The following is a 26,426-nucleotide window of genomic DNA, read 5'->3' on the forward strand; positions in this document are numbered from 1 at the left end:
CAGCTTTCGTCGTCCCGGGGCGCTCAAAGCGCGAGCCCGGGACCCATCATCACCGCACTTCGTTTTGCGATGTCTCGGGCTACCAGCTTAGCGAAAAAATTCGGCCCGTGGTTATGGGTCGCCGCCTTCGCGGGGACGACTCGTGGATCGAGCTTCGTCCTTGTCGCCCTCGATCTCCTGCGGCAGCGCGATCACGACGCGGCCGCCTTTGAGATCGACCTCTGGCACCACGGCGTTCGTGAACGGCAGCAGCATCGTCGCGCCCTTGAGCGGCGCGATCTCGATGATGTCGCCGGCGCCGAAATTATGGATCGCGAGCACGCGGCCGAGCGCATCGCCGTCAGTGGTGACGGCGGCGAGCCCGATCAGATCGGCGTGGTAATATTCGTCCTCGTCGGTCGCGGGCAATTTGTCGCGCGCGACGTAGAGTTCGATGCCGTTGAGGCGCTCGGCCTCATCGCGGGTAGCGACGCCCTTGAAGGTCGCGACCAGATGGTCCTTCGCTTCGCGGACCTGCGCCAGCTCGAACTGGCGCTTGCCGTCCTTGGAGAGAAGCGGACCGTAGCGCTTCACGGCAAAGGGATCTTCAGTGAAGGTCCACAGCTTGACCGCACCGCGCACACCATGCGCGGCGCCGATCCGCGCGACGCAGATCAGCGCCGACATGGCCTAGCCCTTAAGCCTTCGCAGCGGCTTCGGCCTGCGCCTTGCGCTCCTTGCGCGGCACGGCCTTCTCGGGGTTGTTGCGCGCTTCGCGCTTCTTGACGCCGGCGGCGTCGAGGAAGCGGGACACGCGGTCCGACGGCTGCGCGCCCTTGGCGAGCCAGGCCTTCACCTTGTCCATGTCGAGCTTCAGGCGGGTCTCGTTGTCCTTCGGCAGCAGCGGGTTGAAGTAGCCGAGGCGTTCGATGAAGCGGCCATCGCGGGGGAAACGCGAATCGGCGACGACGACGTGATAGACGGGACGCTTCTTGGTGCCTGCGCGGGCGAGGCGGATAACGACGGACATCTAGTTCTCCTTCAAAGTACGTTTTGTTCGGTTGATTGGTATTCCGCGTTGCGCGAGACCGGAGCGATCCCTCGCGACGAATTCCTCATTTCTTCTTGCCCGGGAAACCGCCGAGACCCGGCAGCGTCGGCTTGCCGCTCAGCCCGGTCAGTCCGGGCAGGTTCGGCAGGCCGGTGCGAAGACCCGGCGGCAAATCCTTCGGCAGGCTGGGCAGACCCTGTCCGCCGCCACTCTGCATCTTCTCCTGCAGCGCCTTCATCTCCTCCGGAGACGGCATCTTCATGCCGCCGCCAAAGCCCATCGCCTGCGCGATGCCGGCGAGCGGTCCGCGCTTGCCCGAGCCCATCGCCTTCATCACGTCGGCCATGTTCCGGTGCATCTTCAGGAGCTTGTTGACCTGCTCGACGCTCTGGCCGCTGCCTGCAGCGATGCGCTTCTTGCGGCTCGCTTTCAGCAGATCCGGATGACGGCGCTCGTCGCGCGTCATGGAATCGATCACCGCGACTTGGCGTTTCAAGATCTTGTCGTCGATGCCGGCGGCCGCGATCTGGTTCTTCATCTTGGCGATGCCGGGCATCATGCCCATCAGGCCGCTGATGCCGCCCATATTCGCCATCTGCAGCAGCTGCTCGCGCATGTCGTTGAGGTCGAACTGACCCTTGCGCATACGCTCGGCAGTGCGCGCAGCCTTCTCGGCGTCGATATTGGCGGCGGCGCGCTCGACCAGTGACACGACGTCACCCATGCCGAGGATGCGGCCGGCGATACGATCAGGATGGAAATCTTCCAGCGCGTCGGTCTTTTCACCGGTACCGATCAGCTTGATCGGCTTGCCGGTGACCGCGCGCATCGACAGCGCAGCGCCGCCGCGGCCGTCGCCGTCGACGCGCGTCAGAACGATGCCGGTGAGGCCGACGCGCTGGTCGAACGCGCGCGCGAGATTCACGGCGTCCTGGCCGGTGAGGCTGTCCGCGACCAGCAGCACCTCATGCGGATTGGCAGCGGCTTTGATCGCGGCGGCTTCCGCCATCATCTCTTCGTCGAGCGTGGTGCGGCCGGCGGTGTCGAGCAGCACGATGTCGTAGCCGCCGAGCTTGCCGGCTTCCAGCGCGCGCTTCGCAATCTGCGGCGGTTGCTGTCCCGCCACGATCGGCAGGGTCGGAATGTCGAGGTCGCGGCCTAACACCGCGAGCTGCTCCATCGCCGCCGGGCGATAGACGTCGAGCGAGGCCATCAGCACCTTGCGCTTGTCGCGCTGGACCAGGCGGCGGGCGAGCTTTGCGGTGGTGGTGGTCTTACCGGAGCCTTGCAGGCCGACCATCATGATCGGCACCGGCGGCACGGAATTGACGTCGATGGTCTGGCTTTCGGCGCCGAGCGTGTTGATCAGCTCGTCATGGACGATCTTGACCACCATCTGGCCTGGTGTGACCGACTTGACGACGGTGGCGCCGATCGCCTGCTCGCGGACGCGTTCGGTGAAGCTGCGCACGACTTCGAGCGCAACGTCGGCCTCGAGCAGCGCGCGGCGCACCTCGCGCATCGCGGCGTCGACGTCCTTTTCGGTCAGCGCACCGCGCCCCGTCAGACGATCGAGAATGCCACCAAGCCGTTCCGACAGATTGTCGAACAATGCAATTGTCCCTTGTCCTGCTCGCCAGAATGGCGATCTTCCAAACACCTTTGCGCCCGAGGGCGCATCGCGCTGTCGGGCGTTGACCTCTGGCCTCCGGGGCCAGTCGGCGGGTCGAAAAGAAAGCCTTTCCGAGAAAGTGGCGGGGTTAAACGCCGCTCACGCCCAAAAGTCAAGGAAAGTTAGGGTGCTGGGACGCCATTGCCAGGCCAAGGCCTTGAAATCAGGCACTTTCCGCCGACGGGTTCCTTTTTCGTCAAGCCCGCCCATATAGCCGGTGATGTCTTACCGCCGCAACCAGCCCTGAGCCCCGCCGTGCCGATCACCCGCCGCCGCCTGAAAACCTATGACGGCCCCGTCTCCGACCATTTCAACGGTCTGCATTTCTTCGATCCCGACGGCGCGCCGCCAAAGCCACTCCGCGAGGTGCTGCGCTGGCAGTTCAGCGGTCGGCGGGAGCGGGCCAAATGGCCCGATTGGGCCCCGAGCCCTCATGTCGACACGCCGCCGGAGCGGGTCGATGGCGGCAAGGTGCGGCTCTCCTTCGTTGGCCATGCGAGCTGGCTGATCCAGGCCGGCGGCCTCAACATTCTCGTCGATCCGGTCTGGTCCTCGCGGGTCTCGCCGGTCGGCTTTGCCGGGCCGAAGCGGCACAATGATCCCGGCATCGCCTTCGAGAAGCTGCCGAAGGTCGATGTCGTGCTGGTCTCGCACGGCCATTACGATCATCTCGACATGGCGACGCTATCGCGGCTTGCCAAGAATTTTGCGCCGCGCGTGGTCACGCCGCTCGGTAATGACGTGACGATGCGCGGCGCCGATTCCACCATCAAGGTGGAGGCCTTCGACTGGCACGATCGCGTCGAGCTCGGCGGCGGCGTTGCGGCGCATCTGGTGCCGACACGGCACTGGACCGCGCGCGGCATGTTCGATCGCAACAAGGCGCTGTGGGCGAGCTTTGTGCTGGAGACGCCGGCCGGAAAAATCTACGTGGTCTGCGATTCCGGCTATGGCGATGGCCGGCATTTTCGTCGCGTCGCCGAGAAGCACGGGCCGCTGCGCCTCGCGATCCTTCCCATCGGCGCCTACGAGCCGCGCTGGTTCATGCGCGACCAGCACATGAATCCGGAAGATGCGGTGAAGGCGCTGGGTGATTGCGGCGCCGAGCAGGCGCTCGGGCATCATCACGGCACGTTCCAACTGACCGACGAGGCGATCGATGCGCCTGCGAAGGCGCTGGTGGAAGCGCTCGATGCGGCGAATATTCCGCAGGAGCGGTTCGTGGCGATGAAGCCGGGGCAGGTCGTGGAGATTTAGCGCCCGCTCTCGCAACACATTGATCTCGTCGTCCCGGCGTTCGCCGGGACGACACTATTGCTGTAGCGACAGTGTGCCTCTTGCGAAGCTCTCTTATTGCTCTTTCGGCTTGATCGCCCAGCTCACATTCACCGTCACCGACAGCGTTTCCTCGCCAGGTGCTACCGCGGCGGGCGCGGCCATCGGGGCTGCGGCCATGCGGCCCTTGAACAGCGGCATCGGAGCGCCGCCTTCGGAGACGCTGAGCGGCGCACCCAGCGTGACGCCGGTGGCCTTGGCGTAGATCTCGGCCTTGCGGCGGGCATCGGCGACCGCCTGCTCGCGCGCATCGTCGAGCAGCTTGGAGGCCTGCGTCACCTCGAACGAGATGTTGCCGATGTCGTTCGCGCCGGCGCTGACCAGCGTGTCGATGACGCCGGCGACCTTGGTCACGTCGCGAATTTTCACGGTGACGCGGTTGGAGGCGCGGAAGCCGACCACGGGATTAGCGCCGGTTGAGCGGTTCGGCGCATATTGCGGCTGCAGCGACAGGCGCGAGGTCTGGTAGTCCTTCTCGGGGATTCCCGCGCCCTTCAGCGCCAGCAGCACCTTGCCCATCGCCGCGTTGTTGGCATCGGACGCTTCCTTCGCCGACTTGGCATCGTTGGCGACGCCGGCATCGATCTGCGCAAGGTCAGGTGCTGCCGAGACCGTCGCCTCGCCGCTCACCGAGATGGCGGACGGGAAATCATCGGCGAGCGCGGGCATCGTGGCAGCGACGATTGCGGCCAGGGAAACAACAAGCGCGGCAGGTTTTTTCATCGGTCTCACTTCAGCGGTACGAACACATTGATCACGAGCTTGTCCTCTGCCGTCTTGAGCGGATCGGTGAGGTACTCCTCGATGAACGTGTCCTTGGCTTCCAGCTTCTTGTCGTCGAGGTGATTGGTGATCGCCTCATAGGTGTTGTCCATGTTGTCGTAGGAGCCGCGATGGACGAATTTCAGCGCCTTGCCTTCGGGCGATTTGCCGATGCTCATGTCCTTGGGCAGGTTCTTCGGATCCTGGTCGACAGGGATTTCGGCGAAGAAGGTGAAGCCGGTGTCATCAGTCGAGGTGTAGACGATCATCGCGTTGCCGGCGTGCTTGATGCCCTGCTTGTCGAGCAGCGCGTTCAGCGCCTTGAAGGCGTCGACCAGGGTGTCGAAGGCCGAGTCCCAATTGGCGGTGCCCTTGACCATCAAGACTTTCCTGGACTCGAGCGTGGTCTCCAGGCCGAAGGGGTCGGCGGTCTGAACCGGGGCCGGCGTGGCGGCCGCAGCGGGCGGCGGTGTTGCAGGGCTCGGTGAGGCGCTGGCTGCGGGAGAGGGCGATGCCGCTGGCGCGGGCGAGGCACTGGCAGCCGGCGACGGCGTTGCTTCGGGCGAAGCGCTGGCGGCCGGAGAGGGTGAGGCCGACGGGGCCGGCGAGGGGCTTGCCGAGGCCGCAGGCGCCGGGCTCGGGGTCTGCGCGAGGGCGCCTGATAGCCCAAGCGACAAGGCCGCTGCCGGGATCAGCGCGGCCAGAGCAAGACGACGAAACCCAATCATTCTATTCTCCCCAAGGTCTTCCGTATCAAGGCCTTAACAACGAAGGCCAAAATCCGGTCGCGCATCCCCCGTCGCGCGAACTTTCGCCGTTCTAACACGCGAGCGCCAAATTCGTCCCATGACAGATGCGTCATGGCAGACGCTCCGGCCCTGCGGAGCGCAAATCACTGGCCAGAGGGCTAAGGATCGCCATATAAGACGGGCGAAATTCGGGAATTTTCATGAGCGCGCTCGCCAACCACGCATTTGCCAAGATGAACGGCATCGGCAACGAGATCGTCGTTGTCGACATGCGCGATTCTGCGGGCCGCATCACGCCCGATGACGCCCGCGCGGTGGCGTCCGCGCAGGGCGGCGTGCCCTATGATCAGCTCATGGTGCTGCAGAAGCCCCGGCTCGACGGCACCGAGGCCTTCATCAGCATCTACAACAGTGACGGCTCCGAAGCTGGCGCCTGCGGCAACGGCATGCGCTGCGTAGTCCGTCGCATCTTCGAGAAGAGCGGGCAGACCACGGTGACCTTCCAGACCGCGGCTGGCCTGCTCAATGCCTGGCAGGGCCCGGCGCCTGATCTCTACACCGTCGACATGGGCGCGCCGAAGTTCGGCTGGCAGGACATTCCGCTGGCGGAGGAGTTTCGCGACACCCGCTACATCGAATTGCAGATCGGACCGATCGACAATCCGATCCTGCATTCGCCGTCCGTGGTCAGCATGGGCAATCCGCACGCGATCTTCTGGGTCGACGACGTCAACGCCTATGATCTCGAGCGCTTCGGCCCGCTGTTGGAAAATCATCCGATCTTCCCCGATCGCGCCAACATCACGCTCGCCCATATCGTCGATCGCGAGCACATCACGATGCGCACCTGGGAGCGCGGCGCCGGCCTGACGAGGGCGTGCGGCTCGGCCGCCTGTGCGACTGCAGTCGCTGCGGCGCGGCTGAAGCGCACCGAGCGCAAGGTCGAGATGGCGTTGCCCGGCGGCAAGCTCGGCATCGAATGGCGTGAGCGCGACGACCACGTGTTGATGACGGGCACCGCGACCTTCGAATATGAAGGCAAGTTCGATCCGGCGCTGTTCGCGCCGGTGGGCTAATGGCCGTCGACATCGTCACCTTCGGCTGCCGCCTCAACGCGTTCGAGGCCGAGGTGATCCGCCGCGAAGCGGAGGGCGCGGGGCTTTCCGACACCATCGTCATCAACAGCTGCGCCGTCACCAATGAGGCGGTGGCGCAGGCACGCCAGTCGATTCGCAGGCTGAAACGCGAGCGGCCGGACGCGCGCATCGTCGTCACCGGCTGCGCGGCGCAGACGCAAAGCGCGATGTTCGCCGAGATGGCCGAGGTCGACCGCGTCGTCGGCAACGACGACAAGATGCGCAGCGAAGCGTGGCGTGCAGCGCGCGACGCCTTCGATCTCGGTGCCGGCGAGAAGGTCGCGGTCAGCGATATCATGGCCGTGAAGGACATGGCGCCGCATCTGATCGATGGCTATGCGAGCGGTCTGCCACGGGTGTTCGTGCAGGTGCAGAACGGTTGCGACCATCGCTGCACCTTCTGCATCATCCCCTATGGCCGCGGCAATTCGCGCTCGGTGCCGATGGGCGCGGTGGTCGATCAGGTGCGTACGCTGGTCGAGCGCGGTCATGCCGAGATCGTGCTGACCGGCGTCGATCTCACCAGCTATGGCGCTGATCTCCCGGGCGCGCCGAAGCTCGGCATGTTGACGAAGCAGATCTTGCGGCACGTGCCGGAGCTGAAGCGGTTGCGCATCTCCTCGATCGATTCGATCGAGGCGGATGCCGATCTGCTCGATGCCATCGCCGATGATGCCAGGCTGATGCCGCATCTGCATCTGTCGCTCCAGTCAGGCGACGACATGATCTTGAAGCGCATGAAGCGGCGGCACTTGCGCAGCGATGCGATCGCGTTCTGCGATCAGGTCCGCCGCTTGCGGCCGGATGTCGCGTTCGGCGCCGACATCATCGCGGGCTTCCCGACCGAGACGGACGAGATGTTTGCGCGCTCGCTCGATCTGGTCGAGGAATGCGGCCTGACGTTCCTGCACGTCTTCCCCTATTCGCCACGCCCCGGCACGCCGGCTGCGAAGATGCCGCAGGTTGCGGGGCCCGCCATCAAGGAACGCGCGAAGCGGTTGCGGGTAGCGGGTGACGCTGCACTACGGCAGCGGCTGCAAGCCGAGATCGGCGCAACGCGCGAGGTGCTGATCGAGAGCGAAGGGCAGGGGCGGACGGAGCACTATCTACCGGTGGCGATTGCGGGCGAGCGTGTGGGGAGCGTTGTATCGCTGAGGATTGCTGGCAATGATGGCGAGCGGCTGACCACGTAATCCGCTGTCGTCGCCCGGCTTGACCGGGCGACCCAGTACGCTGCGGCTTCTCCGTAGCTCACTGCCGTCTCCGGAATGCTGGATCCCCCGCTTTCGCGGGGGATGACACCGTCAGTTTGGTGAAAAGCGAGTCCTACGACGCCCGCACCTGCCAGAAGCGCAGCGTGCGCCGCGCGTTCTCCGCCGTCATGCGCGCAAAATTGCTCTTCGCCCTCGCCAGGTCCGCCGGCTTCATCGCGCCGGTCGCAAAACGGCTTTCGAGCACGGCGATCGTTGTTTCCCAGCTGAGCTGCGCTGCCTTGCACGGCACCAGCAGGCCGTCTTCGCGCAGGCTCTGCATCAGCGGACGGATCACTTCGACGGTCGATCCCGACAGCGCCGCCAGCGCGGCCACGGTCTCTTCGTAGCGCCGGTGTCGCGCGAAGTTGAGCAGCGTCGCCTCGTTGAGCTGGCCGGACGCCTTGAGATTTCCGACCGCCCGCTTGGCGCCCTCGAAATCGCGCACGCCCGACATCTCGCGCTCGACGCCGACGGTGACGGCGGCGATCGCATTCTGGATCTCCTCGAACAGATCGGGCGGTGCGCGTGACAGCAGGCGTGTGCGAACGGCGTCGGTTGCGGAACGCAGCAATCGCCGACGCAGGTCCGACGGCAGGTCGACGCGGATGCCGATGCTCACCGCGAGCTCGGGATCGAGCTCGGCCTGTCCGACGATAACAGTGAATCCCTTTCCGGACATGCGCGCGCCTGGATTGGCGGCGAGGCGCCGGCTGACGCTCGGATAGCGGCGCGCCAGCAACGCGTCGGTGACGATCTCCTTCAGCCACCAGCGGCCGGCGACCGCGAGCAGATGCGGCTCGCTTTTGCTGGAGGCGATCTTCAGCAGTTCACCGTCGTCGAGGCGCGCGGATTCCTGGAGCACGGGACCGGCGATGCGGATCTCGTCATTGTTGGCGAGGCGGCGGATCACCGAGGGCGGCGCCTGCGCGATCGGCGCGAGCTGGGCGCTGATTTCGGCGAGCGCAATGCGCGCTGCCACATCGGCGATGGCGCGCAGCTCGATGGTGCCGATCAGGCGCTCGAGCACGTCATCGAACAGCGCGATCTGCTCGTCGTTGAAGCTTCCGGCAGAGGAGAGAAACAGGTCGGTGACGCGCCGGGCGGTCTCCAGGCCCTTTTCCGCCGAGCCGGTCCGGATCGCGGATTCGACCTCGTCGATGATCGATAGCTGGGCCGTGGACATGACGCGTTGCTCGTCCTGAGCGGATGGGGGGCTTGTTCTAAGCAACCGCTATCATTGGCGACGAGCACTGAACGTTTCGTAAACCTTGCCTCTTCGAGGCCGCTATTCCCCGTTCCAGCCGCAGGCGCGGAGCTTCTCATGCATGTGGGGCGGGGCTGGCGCGACGACGCGGACCGGCTCCTTGTTCCGGGAGATCGGCACCACGATCTCGCGGGAATGCAGATGCAGCTTCGGCTCGCCGAAGCGCGGGCCGTTGCCGTAAATGTTATCGCCGAAGATCGGCCAGCCGGTCGCGGACGAATGCACCCGCAATTGATGGGTCCGGCCCGTCACCGGTTCCATGGCCAGCCACGTGAAGCCGTCGCCCCGGCCCATCACCTTCCAATTGGTGACGGCCTTCTGACCCTCGGGGTCGGGCTTCTGCCACCAGCCGCGCTCGGCATTGAGCCGGCCGAGCGGCATATCGATGGTGCCTTCATCCTCGGCAGGGCCGCCCTCAACCACGGTCCAGTAAGTCTTGCCGATCTTGCCGTGCTTGAAGAGAAGGCCGAGGGAGGCGGTCGCCTTGCGATGGCGGCCGAGCACCAGGCAGCCGGAGGTGTCCTTGTCCAGGCGGTGGGCCAGCACCGGCGGCCGCGGCAGGCCGAACCGAAGGGCGTCGAAGGAGTCCTCCAGATTGGGGCCACCCTTGGGGCCGCGATGCACCGGCAGCCCGGCCGGCTTGTTGATGACCAGCATCAAGCCGTCGCGGTGGAGCACGCGGCCCAGGATCTCCTCGGTGGTCAATTCGGGAACATCGAGCAATTGCAGGACTTTCGGACAAGACTTTCGTTTAACGGCGGGAACGGCTAACACACCCCCGCCATGAACGATACCACGTCAGATCCCCCCAAGCTGAGCTGGTGGCGCCGCCTGTCCAACGGGCTGAAGCGCACCTCGTCCTCGCTCGGGACCGCGGTCGCCGATCTCGTCACCAAGCGCAAGCTCGACCGCGCCATGCTCGACGACATCGAGGACGTGTTGCTGCGCGCCGACCTCGGCACGTCAGTTGCGGTACGGATTGCGGACGCCGTCGGCACCGGTCGCTATGACAAGGCGATTTCGGCCGACGAGGTCAAGGACGTCGTCGCGACCGAGGTCGAGAAGGTGCTGGCGCCGGTGGCGAAGCCGCTCGAGATCGATGCGGCCAGGAAGCCGTTCGTCGTCCTCGTGGTCGGCGTCAACGGCTCCGGCAAGACCACGACCATCGGAAAACTCTCGCAAAAGTTTGCCTCCGAAGGCCGCAAGGTGATGCTCGCCGCAGGCGACACGTTTCGCGCCGCCGCGATCGAGCAGCTCAAGGTCTGGGGCGAGCGGACCAAGACGCCCGTCATTGCGGGCGCGCAGGGCTCGGACTCGGCGAGCCTCGCCTTCAACGCGCTGACCGCTGCCAAAGAGCAGAACATCGACGTGCTGCTGATCGATACCGCCGGCCGCTTGCAGAACAAGGCCGAGCTGATGAACGAACTCGAGAAGGTCGTGCGCGTCATTCGCAAGGTGGACGCGTCAGCGCCGCACGCGGTGCTCCTCGTGCTAGATGCCACCGTCGGCCAGAACGCGCTGTCGCAGGTCGAGGCCTTCCATCGCACCGCCGGGGTCACGGGTCTCGTGATGACCAAGCTCGACGGCACCGCGCGCGGCGGCATTCTGGTGGCGCTGGCGGAGAAATTCAAACTGCCGGTGCATTTCATCGGCGTCGGCGAAGGCGTCGACGATCTCGCGCCGTTCACCGCGCGCGATTTCGCCCGCGCCATTGCCGGAATCGAAAGCTAGAGTATGGACAAGACCCAGCCGCATCCGCTGTTCAAGCTTGCGACCGAGCTCGGTCCGCTGCTCGTGTTCTTCTTCGTCAATGCGAAGTTCAATCTGTTCGCTGCGACCGGCGCCTTCATGGTCGCGATCGTGGCGGCGATGGCAGCGTCCTATGTGGTGACGCGCCACGTCCCGATCATGGCGATCGTCACAGGCGTGATCGTGCTGGTGTTCGGCACGCTGACCCTGGTGCTGCACGACGAGACCTTCATCAAGGTCAAGCCGACCATCATCTACGGCCTGTTCGCCGCGATCCTCGGCGGCGGCCTGTTGTTCGGCCGCTCCTTCATCGCCGTGATGTTCGACCAGATGTTCAACCTGACCCCGCAAGGGTGGCGCATCCTCACCCTGCGCTGGGCGCTGTTCTTTGCCGGCATGGCCGTGCTGAACGAGATCGTCTGGCGCACCCAGAGCACGGACTTCTGGGTGAACTTCAAGGTGTTCGGCGTCACGCCCATCACCATGATCTTCGCCATCGCCCAGATGCCGCTGACCAAGCGCTACGGGATCGAGCCGGTGTCGCTGGAGACCAGCGAGGCCGAGGCGGGGGACGTGAGGAAGGGCTGACGCCGGTTCCGGCCCTGCGGTTCCCGGCCGCGACCAGGCATATTCACCCTGGCGTGCGTTTCGTGCGCTCTGTCGATCGGTTTCTTCACCGCTCCGTAACTGCAAGCTGAGATTGTTCAGCGCTTTACCTTGCCTGAAAGGTCGCAGGCGATAGCCTTTCTCCTCATCCAATCCGCGGATTGAGCCCGTACGCGGAGGCCCGGTGGTGAGCGCAAAACAGGACCACACCGCTGAACACCTGATCCAGTACCTCCGGCAACTCGCACCGCAGGTCCGGCGCCGCCTGCTTGCCGAACTGGAACGGCTACATCTCCTCGGCGAGGACATTCCGCATTCCGAACCGTTGATCGCGGCGCTTCGCGCCGAGTTTCGCAACACGGGCCAGAATCATTATCGGGTCGGAAATCCCTCACGCTACTTCTTCGAGCCGCTCGAGCCGGTCCTGGTGGACAGGGCGCCGGAGCGGGCCAATAGCGGCCAGATCGCCCGTGGGTCGCTGGCACCGATCTGGAGCCTTGTGACGGAGCAATTGCTGCGCAGCATGGCCGCCGACTACATCGCCAACGCGACCGATGTCATCTCGGCCGACAGGCAGCACGAGGCGCGGCAGCTGGCCCAAGCGTTCCAGAAGAAGGTCCTGATCTCTCTCAACGGCCTGCTTGGTTCTGCCGAGGGTGCTGCCGGCATTCGCGACGGGCTGATGGCCTATACCAGCTCGCATGCGACGTTCGACGACCTCAAGAAGATGCTGCGCTACCTCGACATGCAACGGGAGCTCGAGGATTTCGGCCGGGCACTCCCTCCGAAGATTGCGCGGCTCGAGGGCGCCAGTCTCGACAAGGTCCTTGGCCTCTTGACCGCGCTCAAGGCCAGGCATGCCGATGCCGTGCCGTTCGCGCTCACGATCGTCGCAAAGCGTCTGGAAACCCCTTGGGAGCTATTGTCTATCGCGACCGTTCCGGCTGACGACCGGGCTGCGGCGCGGATCGCGGCATCTCCCTTTGCGATTGCCGTATCGATGGTGATCGATCAGATCGAGGAGAAGCACCTCCTCTTGCTCTTCGCGCTCAGGAACAGCCGCCCGACGCGGGCCAAGGAAATTGTTAGTGAGATCTACCGGATCGAGGAGGCGCTGAGGACCGAGATCGAGCTTAGGGGATCCGAATGGGCCCAGCACCTGGATGAGCTGATGACGGCGGTCCAGGCCGCCGTCGATGCGGAGATCAGTACCATTCCTGGCGATCACCGGCATCTGACGCACATTCTGGAATCGCCGCGGTTGCGTCCGGACCATTCCTTCGGCCACAAGGTCGGCCATATGTTCGAGAAGGGCTGGGATGTCGTGGCCGGCCTGCTTGCGGGCGACACGGACCAATCGTCGCGATGACTTGGTGAGCTCAGGTGGGCGGACGAGCTCATCGGCGAGATCGTCAGCTTCCGGCTTTGAGTGCCTTGTCGAGTTGCGGCAACAGCACGGCTTTGAGATTGTCCGGCGTGATCGGGCCGACCAGCTTGTAGACGATGGTGCCTTCAGGGCCGACCACAAAAGTCTCCGGTACGCCATAGACGCCCCACTCGATCGAGGCGCGGCCATTGGCGTCGGCACCGACGCGGCCGAACGGATTGCCGTAGCGGCCGAGGAAACGGCGGGCGTTGTCGGGTGTATCCTTGTAGTTGATGCCGACGAGCTGGAAGCGCTTGTCTTTGGCAAGTTCGCTCAGGAGCGGCGCCTCATCATGACAGGGCACGCACCAGGAGGCCCAGACATTGACGAGACTGACCTTGCCCTTGAATGCGGAAGGGTCGAAGCCCGGCACCTGGACATTGTCGGCCTGCAATCCCTCCAGTGGCGGCAGCGTGGTCTGCGGCGCGGGATGGCCGATCAGCGCGGAGGGAATCCGCGAGGGATCGCCGCTGCCGAGCCGAAACCAGAACAGCACGGCGAGTCCGATAAAGGCAAGCAGCGGCAGCACCATCAGGAAGGTGCGGCGCTGCGGCGGCGCGGAAGTGGTTTGATCGCTCATATCGTTGTCTTTGGTGTGTCCACAGCACTGCGACCCGAGCGGCGCGTGACGCCGCTACGCTCGAGCTCGCGCAGCCGCGCCGTCTGGTTGCGGTAGTCGATGATGACCCAACCGATCAGGAGCGCGACCACGATGGCGGCGGCGGCATAGGACGTCACGATGAAGGACGCGTAGGGGCCAAGCGATATCGTCATGCCACCCCTTTCGACGCGCTTTCCTGGCGCGAAGCGGTCCCCACATCGCTCGAAAACGCGACGCGGCTCGCCTGCATCATCTGCAAGGAGCGCACGCGCCGGCGCAAAATCTCGTTGCGCATGGCCGCGATGTGCAGCGTCACGAACAGCAGCGTGAACGCGATCGCCATCACCAGGAGCGGAATCAGGAACGATTTGTCGAGCGTCGAGCCGCCCATGCGCATCACCGAGGCCGGCTGGTGCAGCGTGTTCCACCAGTCGACGGAGAATTTGATGATCGGGAGATTGAGCGCGCCGACCAGCGTCAGCACGGCGGCGGCACGCGCTGCGCGCGAGGGATCTTCTACCGCGCGCCACAGCGCCATCAGGCCGAGATACATCAGGAACAGGATCAGCACCGAAGTCAGCCGCGCATCCCACTCCCAATAGGTGCCCCACATCGGCCGGCCCCACAGCGAGCCCGTGAGCAGCGCAAGGAAGGTGAAGCTGGCGCCGATCGGAGCTGCGGCTTTCGCCGCGACGTCGGCGAGCGGATGCCGCCACACCAGCGTGCCGAGCGAAGCCACGCTCATCACGCCCCAGACGAACATCGACAGCCACGCATTGGGCACGTGGATGAACATGATCTTCACGGTCGCGCCCTGCTGATAATCGTCGGGCGCGTATGCGGATTGATAGAGGCCGATCGTGAGCAGGATGATGGTCGCGGCCACAAGCCACGGCAGCACCCGCGCCGAAAGCGCGAGGAACCTGGTGGGGTTGGCGAGGTCGATCAGCGACATGGTATTCTGATAATCACAGGTGGACGCTCACGCAATCAGCATGAAAGCGCGCAGCGAAAGTTGATCGGGGTCAAGCGACCGGCTCATTTCAATCCAGTCCATGTTTCAGGCTCGCCGCCGCCGCGAACGGGCCGATCACGAGGCTGACCAGCGACAGCGCGCAGAGGATCGAGAACGGCGCGCCGAACGACAACGGCCCCGTGATTGCGGCCTGCGAGGCCGCGACCCCGAAGATCAGCACGGGAATCGACAGCGGCAGCACCAGCACGGCCATCAGCAGCCCGCCCCGATGCAGCGTCACCGCCAACGCCGCGCCGATCATGCCGGTGAAGGTCAGGGCTGGCGTGCCGGCCAGCAGCGTCAGCGCCACCGCGCCGGTCGCGACCATGTCGAGGTTGAGAAGCAGGCCCAGCACCGGGGTTGCGACAATCAGCGGCAGGCCCGCGGCCAGCCAATGCGCCAGCGCCTTGGCGGCGCAGGCGAGTTCCAGCGGCGTCCGGCTCATCGTGATCAGGTCGAGCGAGCCGTCCTCATGGTCGGCCATGAACAGCCGGTCCAGCGTCAGCAGGCTCGCCAGCAGCGCGCCGAGCCACAGGATCGCCGGTCCCAGCCGCGACAGCAGCGCCAGGTCCGGCCCCACCGCGAAGGGCATCAGGACGACGACGGTCAGGAAGAACAGCACGCCGATCAACGCCCCGCCGCCGACGCGGAGGGCGATCTTGATGTCCCGGCGGATCAGGGCGGCGAGGGCGGTCATGGGTGACCTCCGGTGGCGAGGCGGTCATGTGAGCCCGGCTCGCGCCGCAGGCAAACTGCGCTCCCTCCCCCCTTGTGGTGGAGGGTAGGGGAGAGGGGTAGCCCAGGAAATGGCGTGCTTGGGAGCAGAGAAAAACTTCGATCGACCGAGAGAGTCCCCGTGTGACACCCCCCTCCCTGACCTCGAGAGCGAGCTTCGCTCGCCTCGGACCCCACAAGGGGGGAGGGAACGGAGAGAGCGGCGCCGGGCCGTTCGAAAAGCTGAGGGTCGCGCCACCTCATGCCGTCCCCCCGATCCGCAGCTCGCGCGTGTCGATCCCCAGCGGCGCATGGGTGGCGGCGACGATCATCCCGCCCCTTGCCAGATGCTCGCGCATCAGGCCGCCGAACATGTCCTGTCCGGCGACGTCCAGCGCATTGGTCGGCTCGTCCAGCAGCCAGACCGGCCGTCGGACCGTCAGCAGCCGGGCCAGCGACAGCCGGCGGCGCTGTCCCGCCGACAGGAAGCCCGCGGGCAGATCGGTGGCATGGTCGAGCCCGACGGTGGCGAGACTTTCCGCCGCGTCACAGCGCTCGCCGCCCAGAAATTCCGCCCAGAATGACAGATTTTCAGCCACGCTCAGCGCCGGTTTCAGGGCATCGCGATGGCCGAGATAGTGACACTGCTCGGGCAGCGTCATGTCGGCGTCGCCCCCGTCCAGTACGATCGTGCCGCCGGCCGGAATGAGCAGCCCCGCGATCAGCCTGAGCAGCGAGGTCTTGCCCGATCCGTTGCGGCCGACGACCGCCACGGCCTCGCCGGCAACAGCCTCGAAATCGAGCCCGGAAAACACCTCGCGGCCGCCGCGCACGCAAGTCACGCCGCGTCCGGCCAGCTGCATCTTGACTGGTACCAACCCGTTCACAGCCGGGCCTCAGGAAATCTTGGGGTAGCGCATCAGAATTTTTGGCTCGCGACTTGCTCGGTACTGTTGTGGCTGTGGCGGCGCGGTTAGAAAGCTTCTATAAGCCCGGAACTACTTGATGCAGCAACTCAACCTGCCCCTGCAAGCGATCCAGCCTGCTACGCTGACGGTGTTAAAATACCCTGCCGGGTATGTCTAACAATTGGGATTTCCTACATGACCTCGCTCGACAGCTTCAAATGCAAAAAGACCCTCAAGGTCGGCGCCAAGACCTATGTCTATTACAGCCTGCCCACGGCCGAGAAGAATGGTTTGAAGGGAATTTCGAAACTCCCCTATTCGATGAAGGTGCTGCTCGAGAACCTGCTCCGCAACGAGGACGGCCGCTCGGTCAAGAAAGAGGACATCGTCGCCGTCTCGAAGTGGCTGCGCAAGAAGTCGCTGGAGCATGAGATTGCCTTCCGCCCGGCCCGTGTGCTGATGCAGGATTTCACGGGCGTTCCGGCCGTGGTCGACCTGGCCGCCATGCGCAACGCCATGCAGAAGCTCGGCGGTGATGCCGAGAAGATCAATCCGCTGGTGCCGGTCGACCTCGTCATCGACCACTCCGTGATCGTGAATTTCTTCGGCGACAACAAGGCCTTCGCCAAGAACGTCACCGAAGAGTACAAGCAGAACCAGGAGCGTTACGAGTTCCTGAAATGGGGCCAGAAGGCGTTTTCGAACTTCTCGGTCGTGCCGCCCGGCACCGGCATCTGCCACCAGGTCAATCTCGAATATCTCTCCCAGACGGTGTGGACCAAGAAGGAGAAGATGACGGTCGGCAAGAAGACCGGCACCTTCGAGGTCGCCTATCCTGACTCGCTCGTCGGCACCGACTCCCACACCACCATGGTCAATGGTCTCGCCGTGCTCGGCTGGGGCGTCGGCGGCATCGAGGCGGAAGCCTGCATGCTCGGCCAGCCGCTGTCGATGCTGCTGCCCAACGTCGTCGGCTTCAAGCTGAAGGGTGCGATGAAGGAAGGCGTCACCGCGACCGACCTCGTGCTGACGGTCACGCAGATGCTGCGCAAGCTCGGCGTCGTCGGCAAGTTCGTCGAGTTCTTCGGCCCTGGCCTCGACAATCTTTCCGTTGCCGACAAGGCGACGATCGCCAACATGGCGCCGGAATATGGCGCGACCTGCGGCTTCTTCCCTGTTGACGCCGCTGCGATCGACTACCTCAAAACCTCCGGCCGTGCGGCACCACGCGTTGCGCTGGTGCAGGCCTATGCCAAGGCGCAAGGGCTGTTCCGTACCGCCAAGTCGGCCGATCCGGTGTTCACGGAAACGCTGACGCTAGACCTCGCCGAAGTGGTGCCGTCGATGGCCGGCCCGAAGCGTCCCGAAGGCCGCATCGCGCTGCCGTCGGTCGCCGAAGGTTTCTCGCTCGCGCTCGGCACCGAGTACAAGAAGGCCGACGAGCCCAACAAGCGCTTCGCCGTCGAGGGCAAGGACTACGAGATCGGTCACGGCGACGTCGTCATCGCCGCCATCACCTCCTGCACCAACACCTCGAACCCGAGCGTGCTGATCGGTGCCGGCCTTTTGGCGCGTAACGCCGCTGCGAAGGGCCTCAAGGCCAAGCCGTGGGTGAAGACCTCGCTGGCTCCGGGCAGTCAGGTCGTCGCCGGCTATCTCGCCGATTCCGGTCTGCAGAAGGATCTGGACAAGGTCGGCTTCAACCTGGTCGGCTTCGGCTGCACCACCTGCATCGGCAATTCCGGTCCGCTGCCGGAGGAGATCTCGAAGTCGATCAACGACAACGGCATCGTCGCCGCGGCGGTGCTGTCCGGTAACCGCAACTTCGAAGGCCGCGTCTCGCCAGACGTGCAGGCGAACTACCTGGCCTCGCCGCCGCTGGTCGTTGCCCACGCGCTCGCCGGCAGCGTCACCAAGAACCTCGCGGTCGAGCCGCTCGGCGAAGGCAAGGACGGCAAGCCGGTGTACCTGAAGGACATCTGGCCGACGACGAAGGAGATCAACGCCTTCATGAAGAAGTTCGTGACCGCGTCGATCTTCAAGAAGAAGTATGCCGACGTGTTCAAGGGCGACACCAACTGGCGCAAGATCAAGACGGTCGAGAGCGAGACCTATCGCTGGAACATGTCGTCGACCTATGTGCAGAACCCGCCCTATTTCGAAGGCATGAAGAAGCAGCCGGAGCCGGTCACCGATATCGTCGAGGCGCGCATCCTCGCCATGTTCGGCGACAAGATCACCACCGACCACATCTCGCCGGCCGGTTCGATCAAGCTCACCTCGCCCGCCGGAAAATATCTCAGCGAGCACCAGGTGCGTCCGGCCGACTTCAACCAGTACGGCACGCGTCGCGGCAACCACGAAGTGATGATGCGCGGCACCTTCGCCAACATCCGCATCAAGAACTTCATGCTGAAGGGCGCGGACGGAAACATCCCTGAGGGCGGTCTGACCAAGCACTGGCCCGACGGCGAGCAGATGTCGATCTACGACGCCGCGATGAAGTACCAGCAGGAGCAGGTGCCGCTCGTCGTGTTCGCCGGCGCTGAATACGGCAACGGCTCCTCGCGCGACTGGGCAGCGAAGGGCACGCGCCTGCTCGGCGTTCGCGCCGTGATCTGCCAGAGCTTCGAGCGCATCCATCGCTCCAACCTGGTCGGCATGGGCGTGTTGCCGCTGACCTTCGAGGAAGGCACCTCCTGGTCGTCGCTTGGCCTGAAGGGCGACGAGAAGGTCACGCTGCGGGGCCTGGTCGGCGATCTCAAGCCGCGCCAGAAGCTGACCGCGGAGATCGTGTCCGGCAATGGTTCGTTGCAGCGCGTTTCGCTGCTCTGCCGCATCGATACGCTGGATGAGCTCGATTACTACCGGAATGGCGGCATTCTGCACTATGTGCTGCGCAAGCTCGCGGCCTAGAGCATGATCCGGACCCGCAGGGCCGCGTTAGCGCAAAGTGTGCAGCGGTTTTCCGGAAAGATCATGCTCCGACAACAAACTAAAGTGCGCTCGGCGCACTTTAGCGCGCGAATTTGTGAACGGTGGCTCACCGCGACGTGAGTAGAAGGTTAAACGAAGGCGGCCTATCACAAGGCCGCCTTCGTACGTTTTGCGGTATGTTTCAGATGGGCCCGTCCGGCAGAATCCTGTGCTGGACGGTTGAATGTACCGCGCCCGTAAGACTACGGTGATCATCAGGCGATAAGATCTTCCCCCAACGAGCGACGTGTGTGACCTTCAACATGACTGGCATGATGGCTTCCAATTTCGTTTCGCGGTGGTCCGGAGCATTCTGGTCGGGAGCACTCGGCATCTGCGCCATCGTCGCCGTCATCCGTCCGGCCCAGGCCGATCCCCGCGCCGTGGTCGAGCTCTTCACCTCCCAGGGCTGCTCCTCCTGCCCGCCTGCCGACAAGGTCATCGGCGATCTCGCCAAGGATCCCTCGATCATCGCGCTGAGCATGCCGATCGATTATTGGGACTATCTCGGCTGGAAGGATACGCTGGCGGATTCACGTTTCTCGGCGCGGCAGCGCGCCTATTCGCGTATGCGTGGTGACCGCGAAGTCTATACGCCGCAAGTGGTGGTCAACGGCGCCGCGCACGTCATCGGCAGCGACCGCTCCGGCATCGAAAACGCGATCGACAAGACCGACGCGGGCACCGGCGTCATGAGCGTGCCGGTGACGATGTCGCTCGCGGGCAAGCAGATCAATGTGTCCGTCGCGGCGAGCAAGGAGCCGACGGTCTCGCATGGCGAGGTCTGGATCTGCTCGATCGTGAAATCGGTGCCGATCGAGATCAGTCGCGGTGAGAACCGCGGGCAGCAGATCACCTACCACAATGTCGTACGCAATTTGCTCAAGGTCGGCGACTGGCACGGACATCCGGAAAGCTGGACGGTACCGATCGAGAATTTGACGTCGCGCGATGGCGTCGACGGCGCGGTGGTCTACGTCCAGGACGGCAGCCGCGAGAAGCCTGGCCCAATGCTCGGCGCGGCGTACACGTCGCTGCACTGAAGCGCGCGTCAGATCTCTCTGAAAAATTAGTCGTTGTCATTCCGGGGCGCGCGAAGCGCGAGCTATGGTGTGCAATTGCGCGCCTGAGAATCCATTTCTCATCGCGATGATTGGATCGATGGATTCCGGGTTCGCGCCAAGCGGCGCGCCCCGGAATGACGGGAGGCAGACACATCCCACCACAAACAAAAAAGGACCAACTCGCGTTGGCCCTCCTTGTCGCGCGTACAGACCCGATCCTGTTCGACCCCGGGGGGCTGGGGGCTGAGGAATCCGGAACCGAAAGGACCGGGTCAACGCACACGAGTCTTTTCGCAATGCAGGGCGGCAGGCGGTGGGCGGAAAAGCGGCGATCCTGTGATTCCTGCTAACGATCCCGTGACGGTTTGCCGCTGAGAAGTTCCACCGTTGCGTGTGTCATGATTCGCTGGCCGTTGGCGAGGTGAACCCCGGTCCGCATGGGGCTTGCAAGAGGCCCTTGCGGCGGGGAACAGTTGGCGCGATCATGCAGATGTCATGATCCGCGGCTCCGGGGACGGTCTTCGCGGACGTGGATCATGCTGAGCGATGAGGAGGCGCCCCATGAGCTTGACGTCGGAGGATGCCGATCCGAGCGAGCAGCGCGCAGTGGCGCGCCCTGCCGCTGCGAATGCCCAACCCGGCCGGGTGACGTTCAACCGGCTCGAGCTGCACCGAATTCTCAATCTCTATGGCCGCATGGTCGCCGACGGCGAGTGGCGCGACTATGCCATCGACTTCCTGAAAGACCGCGCGGTGTTCTCGGTCTATCGCCGCGCCTCCGAAGTGCCGATCTACCGCATCGAGAAAGATCCGCGGCTCGCGCGCAAGCAGGGCATGTACAGCGTGATCTCCGCGACCGGCCTGATCCTGCGCCGCGGCCACGAGCTCGAGCGCGTGCTGTTGGTGATCGATCGGAAGCTGGCGGTGGTCTAACTACACGATCGCTGCCGTAGGGTCAGCAAAGGCGTTCTTGCGCCGGCCCACGAACCTTCTCTATCGCCACAGACCGTGGGCACGCTACGCTTTGCCTACCCTACGAGACTTCGCGCGCCCCGGACCTACTTCCCCGGCACCGTCTTCGCGCCCTCGCCGAGATCGCGCTGCATCATCACCGTATCCAGCCAGCGGCCAAACTTCAGGCCGACATTGGGATGCGTGCCGATCATCTTGAAGCCGCCTCTGGTGTGCACGCCGATCGAGCCGGCATTGGCGGAATCGCCGATCACGGCGATCATCTGGCGGAAGCCGCGCGCCTCGCATTCGCTGATCAGCCGCTCCAGCAGCTTTGAGCCGATGCCGCGGCGGTGGAAGCTGGGATCCAGATAGATCGAGTTCTCGACCGTGAAGCGATAGGCCGGACGCGGCCGATAGGCGCCGGCATAGGCGTAGCCGGCCACGCGACCGTCGAGGATGGCCACGAAATAGGGATAGCCGCCGTCGACCAGCGTGCGATAGCGGCGCGTCATCTCGGCGAGGTCAGGCGGCTCCAGCTCGAACGTCGCGGTGCCCTCGCGGACAGCCTGCTGGTAGATGGCGGTGATGGCGGGGAGGTCGGCCTCGATCGTCGGCCTGATTTCGGGTGCGGACATGGGGCAAGATTAGAGCGTCCTCCCGGCGGCTGGAAGAGGCAACGCTGCTGCCACACCCGTCATTGCGAGCGCAGCGAAGCAATCCAGAAATGCATCCGCGGAGGGACTGTGGATTGCTTCGCTGCGCTCGCTACGATGAGGAGTGGCCGCGGGCAAACAAAAACCCCGGCCTTGCGGCCGGGGTTCGTGTCCGTTCCCTCGAGGTCTTGCGCTTAGTCGCGCTGGCCGAGGAGCTGCAGCAGCAGCGTGAACAGGTTGATGAAGTTCAAGTACAGCGACAGTGCGCCCGAGATCGCCGCACGCTCTGCGATGTCACCGCCGGCCGAAGCGTAGCCGTAGATGTAGTCGTTCTTCAGCCGCTGGGTATCCCAGGCGGTGAGGCCTGCGAACACCAGCACGCCGACCACCGACACGATGAACTGCAGCGCGGTGCTGGCCAGGAACAGGTTCACCAGGCTCGCGATGATGATGCCGATCAGGCCCATGAACAGGAACGAGCCCATGCCGCTCATGTCACGCTTGGTGGTGTAGCCGTAGAGGCTCAGCGCGCCGAAGGTCGCCGCGGTGATGAAGAACACCCGCACGATCGAGGTGTGCGTGTACACCAGGAAGATCGAGGACAGCGAGATGCCCATCAGCGCCGAGAACACCCAGAACAGGATCTGGGCGGTCGAGGGAGCCAGACGGTTGATGCCGGCCGAGATCACGAACACCATGGCGAGCGGCGCCAGCATGAACAGATATTTCAGCGGGCTCACGAACATCGCGTAGCCGAACGGCGTCAGGAACAGCTTGCCGACGCGGACGGCTTCCGGGGTCGGAACGTCAGTCACGGCAGCCATGTAGACACCGAGCGCGGCGAGGCCGGTGATGGCCAGGCCGATGCTCATGTAATTGTAGATGCGCAGCATATAGGCGCGCAGACCGGCGTCGACCGTCGCGGCGTCAACACGCCCGGCGGCCCTACCGAAAGGAGAAGCGTAATTGCGGTCTAGGTCCGACATGGTCGAATTCCCGTTGGTTGCCCGGTCCGGCACAGGGGTTGCCATGCCGCCGGTTCGTCAATTCTATCTCGGATACCGATGTCCGCCGACATTAATTTTGGCTAACAATCGGGACTCCGAACCCATCCGATATGTGGGAAACTAACACATTCGCTGCAACGGTCCACGCGCGGCCGAATGTCGCCCTTGCGGTGCAATCCTGACGTGAGCCTGACAAGCTGACGTGGTTAACCGCCGAAATCCCGTGATTCCGGTCCCGCGCGGCCAGCCGCTACTTTTTGTCACAAATTCCGCAACACTGTGGCGGGCTTTTTGTTCAACGCCAGCAGTGTTCCAGCAAGACCGAGCCCGACGGTGACGACGAGGGCGGCGGCCACCACGCCTGCCGCGCTTGCGGCCTGCCAGACGAAGGTCAATGTCATCAGCCGCGTCACGATCATCCAGGCCGCGATGCTGCCGGCGATCACGCCGAACACCGCGGTGGCAAGCCCGATCAGCAGATATTCGAGCGCATAGGCGCCGAGCAGCCGCAACCGCGTCGCGCCAAGGGTCTTCAGGATCACCGCATCGTAGACGCGGTGGCGATGGCCGGCGGCGAGTGCGCCGCCCAGCACCAGGATCGCGGAGATCAGCGTCACGGCGCTGGCGCCGCGGATCGCGAGCGCGAGGTTGGTCACGACCGCGCCGACCGTCTCCATCACCTCGCGCACGCGTACGCTCGTCACCATCGGGTAGGCGTCCGCAACCTGCTTGATGATCTTGCCGTCGCCGGTCGCATCGCCTGAGGCTTCGGTCAGCGTCGCGATGTGGGTGTGTGGCGCGCCCTTGAAGGCGTTCGGCGAGAACACCAGCACGAAATTGATGCCGAGACCTTGCCAGTCGATGGTGCGCAGATTGCCGATTTTCGCCGGGATGTCGCGGCCGAGCACGTTGACCACGATCTCGTCGCCGAGCTTGAGGTCGAGGCCGTCGGCGATCTTCTTCTCCATCGAGACCAGCGGCGGGCCGGAATAGTCCGCGCCCCACCATTCGCCCTCGACGATCTTGGAGCCCTTCGGCACCTCGCCGGTATAGGTCAGGCCGCGGTCGCTCTGCAGCACCCATTCGGAGTCCGTCGTGGGCTTGAGATCCTCGGCGCGGACGCCGCGGGCGGCGACAATGCGCCCGCGCAGCATCGGCACGTCCTCGACCTTGGCGCCCGGGGCGATCTGGCGCAGATAGTCGTCGAAGGGAGCGGCCTGCGTGCTCGGAATGTCGATGAAGTAGAACGACGGCGCGCGGTCGGGCAGCGCGGCCAAAAACTGCCGGCGCAGATTGCCGTCGATCTGGGTGATGGTGACGAGCACCGCGAGACCGAGGCCGAGCGACAGCACGACCGACGGCGTCAGCGCGCCCGGCCGGTGAATGTTGGCGATCGCCAGCCGCAGCATGGTGAAGCGCGTGCGCGGCAGTTTTCGCGCGATTGCCATCAGCAGCGCGGCGACGCCGCGCAGCACAGCGAACACGACGACGGAGGAGACCACGAACACCGCGGCGATGCGCTTGTCGAAGGACAGTCCGATCACGACGGCAACGAGCAGCGCGACGACGACGCCCATGAACACGAGATAGCCCATGCGCGGCCGGTGCCATTCGGCGGCGATGGTGTCGCGGAACAGCGCGGCCACCGGCACGTCGTGCACGCGTCCGAGCGGCCACAGGCCGAAGGCAAGCGCGGTCAAAAGGCCATAGACGAAGGACAGCGCGAGTTCGCCTTCATGCACGGCCGGCACCACCGGCAGGGGCAGCAGCTTTCCGAACAGGCCGACGATGGCGAACGGCATCGCTGCACCCAGCGCGAGGCCAATCACCGAGCCGATCGCGGCGAGCAGGATCACTTGCGCGAGATAGATGCCGAACACGTCACGCCCCGTTGCGCCGACGGCCTTGAAGGCCGCGATCACCTCGAGCCGGCGATCAATATGGCTCTTCACGGCGTTGGCGACGCCGACGCCGCCGACCAAGAGCGCGGCGAGGCCGACCAGCGTCAGGAACTGCGTGAAGCGGCTGATGTTGCGTTCCAGCTGCGGCGAGGCGTTGGAGCGGCTGCGCACTTCCCAGCCGGCCTGCGGCGCGGCGTTGCGCGCGTCCGCGATGAACGCCTCGGTGGCGCGGTCGCTGTTGGCGGCGTCAGGCAGTTTCACGCGGTAGACCCAGCGCACCAGGCTGCCGGGCTGGATCAGCCCGGTGGCACGCAGTGCGGCCTCGCTGATCAGGAAGCGCGGACCAAAGCCGATGCCGCCGGCAAGCTTGTCGGGCTCGGCCTCGACGGCGCTGCGGATCTGGAACGTGGCCGAGCCGATGGTGACGCGGTCGCCGATCTTGAGCGACAGCCGCGCCAGCAACGCCGGATCGGCGGCCGCGCCGAATGCGCCGTCCTTCTCCGCGAGCAGATCGCTCAGTGGCAGCGGCGGTGCCAGCGTCAACTGGCCGAGCATCGGATAGGTATCGTCGACCGCCTTCATCTCCACCAGCGCGAGCTTGCCCTCGGCCGAGCGCGCCATACCGCGCAGGGTGGAGGCGACGGAGACTGTACCGCGCGAACGCAGGAAGGCGACTTCTTCGGGTTTTGCCTCGCGCTGGAACAGCACGAACGACACGTCGCCGCCGAGCAGCGTGCGGCCTTCGCGCGCGAGGCCATCGCTCAGGCTCGCCGACACCGAGCCGACGCCGGCGATTGCCATCACGCCGAGCGCGATGCAGGCGATGAAGACGTAAAAGCCGCGCAGGCCGCCGCGCAATTCGCGCAAGGCATAGCGCAGCGCCAGCGCGACGCCGTTCGGCTTCGCAAACGGTTCGATCGCGACGCTCATGGTTTGGTCGTCTGCGTGTCGATGCGGCCCGAGCGCAGGCGGATCACGCGATCGCAGCGATGCGCCAGCGAGGAATCGTGCGTGACCAGCACCAGGGTCATGCCGCGCTCGGCATGCTTGGTGAAGAGCAGATCGACGATCTGCTTGCCCGTCGCCTCGTCGAGATTGCCGGTTGGCTCGTCCGCAACGAGGATGGCGGGATCGGGCGCCAGCGCGCGCGCAAGCGCCACGCGCTGCTGCTCGCCGCCGGAGAGCTGCGTCGGATAATGATGCAGGCGATCACCGAGCCCAACCGATTGCAGCTCTTCGGCCGCGCGCTTGTTGGCATCAGGGTTGCCGGCGAGCTCGAGCGGCACCGCGACGTTCTCCAGCGCCGTCATGGTCGGGATCAGATGGAAGGACTGGAAGACGATGCCGACCTGACGGCCGCGGAAGCGGGCCAGCGCGTCCTCGTCGAGGGCATTGAAAGGCGTGCCATTGACCACCACCTCTCCGCTATCAGGACGCTCCAGCCCCGCCATCACCATCAGCAGCGTGGATTTGCCCGAGCCTGACGGGCCGATCAGCCCGATCGTCTCCCCCGAGCCGACGCGCAAGCTGATATCCTTGAGGATGTGAACGCGTGCTGCCCCCGACCCCAATGAGAGATTGACGTTGGAGATGGCGATGGTGTCCGGCGTCGTGCCGGCGAGCGAAGAGGTTTCGATGCGACTGTCCATGG

Annotated in this window: 25 protein-coding genes; 9 read left to right on the plus strand and 16 right to left on the minus strand. The window is 64.9% G+C overall.

Annotated features, from left to right (window positions below; genetic code table 11):
• Positions 1-111: 111 nt before the first annotated feature.
• The 3 genes from rimM to ffh all read right to left on the minus strand — a co-directional run bounded on the left by rimM (position 112) and on the right by ffh (position 2,642).
• Positions 112-666, minus strand: coding sequence for a ribosome maturation factor RimM (rimM, locus tag L6637_RS36370; protein ID WP_237861187.1), 555 nt, complete (start codon positions 664-666; stop codon positions 112-114).
• Positions 667-676: 10 nt separating this feature from the next.
• Complete coding sequence (gene rpsP / locus L6637_RS36375) at positions 677-1,009, minus strand: 30S ribosomal protein S16 (protein WP_057740692.1); 333 nt, start codon at positions 1,007-1,009, stop codon at positions 677-679.
• 85 nt (positions 1,010-1,094) lie between these two features.
• The gene (ffh, locus tag L6637_RS36380; protein ID WP_237861188.1) at positions 1,095-2,642 is read right to left on the minus strand and encodes a signal recognition particle protein; all 1,548 of its coding nucleotides are present in this window, start codon (positions 2,640-2,642) and stop codon (positions 1,095-1,097) included.
• 315 nt (positions 2,643-2,957) lie between these two features.
• On the opposite strand from ffh, the gene L6637_RS36385 reads away from it, so the two are divergent.
• On the plus strand, positions 2,958-3,959 hold the full coding sequence (locus L6637_RS36385; protein WP_377803211.1) for an MBL fold metallo-hydrolase: 1,002 nt from the start codon (positions 2,958-2,960) through the stop codon (positions 3,957-3,959).
• A 93-nt stretch (positions 3,960-4,052) separates the two neighbouring features.
• Here the strand turns inward: L6637_RS36385 and L6637_RS36390 are convergent, their stop codons facing one another.
• Together L6637_RS36390 and L6637_RS36395 are read right to left on the minus strand one after the other, a co-directional pair.
• Complete coding sequence (locus L6637_RS36390) at positions 4,053-4,760, minus strand: SIMPL domain-containing protein (protein WP_237873713.1); 708 nt, start codon at positions 4,758-4,760, stop codon at positions 4,053-4,055.
• Positions 4,761-4,765: 5 nt separating this feature from the next.
• On the minus strand, positions 4,766-5,527 hold the full coding sequence (locus L6637_RS36395; protein ID WP_237873715.1) for a GyrI-like domain-containing protein: 762 nt from the start codon (positions 5,525-5,527) through the stop codon (positions 4,766-4,768).
• 221 nt (positions 5,528-5,748) lie between these two features.
• Here L6637_RS36395 and dapF point away from each other — a divergent pair, with 221 nt between their 5' ends.
• On the plus strand, positions 5,749-6,624 hold the full coding sequence (dapF, locus tag L6637_RS36400; protein WP_237861191.1) for a diaminopimelate epimerase: 876 nt from the start codon (positions 5,749-5,751) through the stop codon (positions 6,622-6,624).
• Positions 6,624-7,877, plus strand: coding sequence for a tRNA (N(6)-L-threonylcarbamoyladenosine(37)-C(2))-methylthiotransferase MtaB (gene mtaB / locus L6637_RS36405; RefSeq protein WP_237861192.1), 1,254 nt, complete (start codon positions 6,624-6,626; stop codon positions 7,875-7,877). The genes dapF and mtaB overlap by 1 nt, the downstream gene beginning before the upstream one ends.
• Before the next feature lie 133 nt (positions 7,878-8,010).
• Here the strand turns inward: mtaB and L6637_RS36410 are convergent, their stop codons facing one another.
• The gene (locus L6637_RS36410) at positions 8,011-9,120 is read right to left on the minus strand and encodes a DUF2336 domain-containing protein (RefSeq protein WP_237873717.1); all 1,110 of its coding nucleotides are present in this window, start codon (positions 9,118-9,120) and stop codon (positions 8,011-8,013) included.
• Between the two features lie 102 nt (positions 9,121-9,222).
• A complete protein-coding gene (locus L6637_RS36415; protein ID WP_237861195.1) occupies positions 9,223-9,924 on the minus strand; it encodes an RluA family pseudouridine synthase in 702 nt (233 codons plus the stop codon).
• A 60-nt stretch (positions 9,925-9,984) separates the two neighbouring features.
• Between L6637_RS36415 and ftsY the strand changes: the two genes are divergently transcribed.
• The 3 genes from ftsY (at position 9,985) to L6637_RS36430 (ending at position 12,925) form a co-directional block, all read left to right on the plus strand.
• Positions 9,985-10,932 carry a signal recognition particle-docking protein FtsY gene (gene ftsY / locus L6637_RS36420; protein WP_237861196.1) on the plus strand — a complete coding sequence of 316 codons (948 nt, stop codon included), beginning with the start codon at positions 9,985-9,987 and terminating at the stop codon, positions 10,930-10,932.
• A 3-nt stretch (positions 10,933-10,935) separates the two neighbouring features.
• Positions 10,936-11,538, plus strand: coding sequence for a septation protein A (locus L6637_RS36425; protein ID WP_237861197.1), 603 nt, complete (start codon positions 10,936-10,938; stop codon positions 11,536-11,538).
• Between the two features lie 205 nt (positions 11,539-11,743).
• Entirely contained in the window at positions 11,744-12,925 is a 1,182-nt protein-coding gene (locus L6637_RS36430) for a hypothetical protein (RefSeq protein ID WP_237861198.1), read from the plus strand.
• Positions 12,926-12,968: 43 nt separating this feature from the next.
• On the opposite strand, the gene L6637_RS36435 is transcribed toward L6637_RS36430, so the two are convergent.
• From L6637_RS36435 to ccmA, 5 genes are all read right to left on the minus strand, one after another.
• Positions 12,969-13,562 carry a DsbE family thiol:disulfide interchange protein gene (locus tag L6637_RS36435; protein WP_237861199.1) on the minus strand — a complete coding sequence of 198 codons (594 nt, stop codon included), beginning with the start codon at positions 13,560-13,562 and terminating at the stop codon, positions 12,969-12,971.
• Complete coding sequence (ccmD, locus tag L6637_RS36440; RefSeq protein ID WP_237861200.1) at positions 13,559-13,756, minus strand: heme exporter protein CcmD; 198 nt, start codon at positions 13,754-13,756, stop codon at positions 13,559-13,561. The genes L6637_RS36435 and ccmD overlap by 4 nt, the downstream gene beginning before the upstream one ends.
• Complete coding sequence (locus tag L6637_RS36445; RefSeq protein ID WP_237861202.1) at positions 13,753-14,538, minus strand: heme ABC transporter permease; 786 nt, start codon at positions 14,536-14,538, stop codon at positions 13,753-13,755. The genes ccmD and L6637_RS36445 overlap by 4 nt, the downstream gene beginning before the upstream one ends.
• Positions 14,539-14,626: 88 nt before the next feature.
• On the minus strand, positions 14,627-15,295 hold the full coding sequence (ccmB, locus tag L6637_RS36450; RefSeq protein WP_237861203.1) for a heme exporter protein CcmB: 669 nt from the start codon (positions 15,293-15,295) through the stop codon (positions 14,627-14,629).
• Positions 15,296-15,572: 277 nt separating this feature from the next.
• Positions 15,573-16,175 (minus strand): heme ABC exporter ATP-binding protein CcmA, encoded by a 603-nt coding sequence (gene ccmA / locus L6637_RS36455; protein ID WP_237861204.1) that lies wholly within the window; start codon positions 16,173-16,175, stop codon positions 15,573-15,575.
• A gap of 240 nt (positions 16,176-16,415) precedes the next feature.
• Between ccmA and acnA the strand changes: the two genes are divergently transcribed.
• The 3 genes from acnA (at position 16,416) to L6637_RS36470 (ending at position 21,193) form a co-directional block, all read left to right on the plus strand.
• Complete coding sequence (gene acnA, locus L6637_RS36460) at positions 16,416-19,136, plus strand: aconitate hydratase AcnA (protein WP_237861205.1); 2,721 nt, start codon at positions 16,416-16,418, stop codon at positions 19,134-19,136.
• 323 nt (positions 19,137-19,459) lie between these two features.
• Positions 19,460-20,239, plus strand: coding sequence for a DUF1223 domain-containing protein (locus L6637_RS36465; RefSeq protein WP_237861318.1), 780 nt, complete (start codon positions 19,460-19,462; stop codon positions 20,237-20,239).
• 582 nt (positions 20,240-20,821) lie between these two features.
• Entirely contained in the window at positions 20,822-21,193 is a 372-nt protein-coding gene (locus L6637_RS36470) for a DUF2794 domain-containing protein (protein WP_237861206.1), read from the plus strand.
• Between the two features lie 125 nt (positions 21,194-21,318).
• Here L6637_RS36470 and L6637_RS36475 read toward each other — a convergent pair whose 3' ends face one another.
• From L6637_RS36475 to L6637_RS36490, 4 genes are all read right to left on the minus strand, one after another.
• Positions 21,319-21,849, minus strand: coding sequence for a GNAT family N-acetyltransferase (locus tag L6637_RS36475; protein WP_237861207.1), 531 nt, complete (start codon positions 21,847-21,849; stop codon positions 21,319-21,321).
• A 212-nt stretch (positions 21,850-22,061) separates the two neighbouring features.
• Positions 22,062-22,853: a Bax inhibitor-1/YccA family protein gene (locus tag L6637_RS36480; protein ID WP_234684314.1), complete on the minus strand. Its 792-nt coding sequence runs from the start codon at positions 22,851-22,853 to the stop codon at positions 22,062-22,064.
• A 281-nt stretch (positions 22,854-23,134) separates the two neighbouring features.
• The gene (locus L6637_RS36485; protein ID WP_237861208.1) at positions 23,135-25,705 is read right to left on the minus strand and encodes an ABC transporter permease; all 2,571 of its coding nucleotides are present in this window, start codon (positions 25,703-25,705) and stop codon (positions 23,135-23,137) included.
• The gene (locus tag L6637_RS36490; protein ID WP_237861210.1) at positions 25,702-26,424 is read right to left on the minus strand and encodes an ABC transporter ATP-binding protein; all 723 of its coding nucleotides are present in this window, start codon (positions 26,422-26,424) and stop codon (positions 25,702-25,704) included. Before L6637_RS36490 ends, L6637_RS36485 begins: the two co-directional genes overlap by 4 nt.
• Positions 26,425-26,426 lie beyond the last annotated feature (2 nt).

Origin of the sequence: Bradyrhizobium zhengyangense, assembly GCF_022012435.1 — a bacterium.
In the GTDB taxonomy this organism is placed as follows: domain Bacteria; phylum Pseudomonadota; class Alphaproteobacteria; order Rhizobiales; family Xanthobacteraceae; genus Bradyrhizobium; species Bradyrhizobium zhengyangense.

Bases quoted from the DNA above. Each gene is read 5' to 3' on its own strand.
- L6637_RS36485 (WP_237861208.1), bottom strand. From the start codon at position 25,705: ATGAGCGTCGCGATCGAACCGTTTGCGAAGCCGAACGGCGTCGCGCTG.
- ccmD (WP_237861200.1), bottom strand. From the start codon at position 13,756: ATGACGATATCGCTTGGCCCCTACGCGTCCTTCATCGTGACGTCCTAT.
- ccmA (WP_237861204.1), bottom strand. From the start codon at position 16,175: ATGCAGCTGGCCGGACGCGGCGTGACTTGCGTGCGCGGCGGCCGCGAG.
- dapF (WP_237861191.1), top strand. From the start codon at position 5,749: ATGAGCGCGCTCGCCAACCACGCATTTGCCAAGATGAACGGCATCGGC.
- mtaB (WP_237861192.1), top strand. From the start codon at position 6,624: ATGGCCGTCGACATCGTCACCTTCGGCTGCCGCCTCAACGCGTTCGAG.
- ftsY (WP_237861196.1), top strand. From the start codon at position 9,985: ATGAACGATACCACGTCAGATCCCCCCAAGCTGAGCTGGTGGCGCCGC.
- L6637_RS36475 (WP_237861207.1), bottom strand. From the start codon at position 21,849: ATGTCCGCACCCGAAATCAGGCCGACGATCGAGGCCGACCTCCCCGCC.
- L6637_RS36390 (WP_237873713.1), bottom strand. From the start codon at position 4,760: ATGAAAAAACCTGCCGCGCTTGTTGTTTCCCTGGCCGCAATCGTCGCT.
- L6637_RS36395 (WP_237873715.1), bottom strand. From the start codon at position 5,527: ATGATTGGGTTTCGTCGTCTTGCTCTGGCCGCGCTGATCCCGGCAGCG.
- ccmB (WP_237861203.1), bottom strand. From the start codon at position 15,295: ATGACCGCCCTCGCCGCCCTGATCCGCCGGGACATCAAGATCGCCCTC.
- L6637_RS36410 (WP_237873717.1), bottom strand. From the start codon at position 9,120: ATGTCCACGGCCCAGCTATCGATCATCGACGAGGTCGAATCCGCGATC.
- L6637_RS36425 (WP_237861197.1), top strand. From the start codon at position 10,936: ATGGACAAGACCCAGCCGCATCCGCTGTTCAAGCTTGCGACCGAGCTC.
- L6637_RS36490 (WP_237861210.1), bottom strand. From the start codon at position 26,424: ATGGACAGTCGCATCGAAACCTCTTCGCTCGCCGGCACGACGCCGGAC.
- L6637_RS36435 (WP_237861199.1), bottom strand. From the start codon at position 13,562: ATGAGCGATCAAACCACTTCCGCGCCGCCGCAGCGCCGCACCTTCCTG.
- acnA (WP_237861205.1), top strand. From the start codon at position 16,416: ATGACCTCGCTCGACAGCTTCAAATGCAAAAAGACCCTCAAGGTCGGC.
- rimM (WP_237861187.1), bottom strand. From the start codon at position 666: ATGTCGGCGCTGATCTGCGTCGCGCGGATCGGCGCCGCGCATGGTGTG.
- L6637_RS36465 (WP_237861318.1), top strand. From the start codon at position 19,460: ATGACTGGCATGATGGCTTCCAATTTCGTTTCGCGGTGGTCCGGAGCA.
- rpsP (WP_057740692.1), bottom strand. From the start codon at position 1,009: ATGTCCGTCGTTATCCGCCTCGCCCGCGCAGGCACCAAGAAGCGTCCC.
- L6637_RS36470 (WP_237861206.1), top strand. From the start codon at position 20,822: ATGAGCTTGACGTCGGAGGATGCCGATCCGAGCGAGCAGCGCGCAGTG.
- L6637_RS36445 (WP_237861202.1), bottom strand. From the start codon at position 14,538: ATGTCGCTGATCGACCTCGCCAACCCCACCAGGTTCCTCGCGCTTTCG.
- L6637_RS36480 (WP_234684314.1), bottom strand. From the start codon at position 22,853: ATGTCGGACCTAGACCGCAATTACGCTTCTCCTTTCGGTAGGGCCGCC.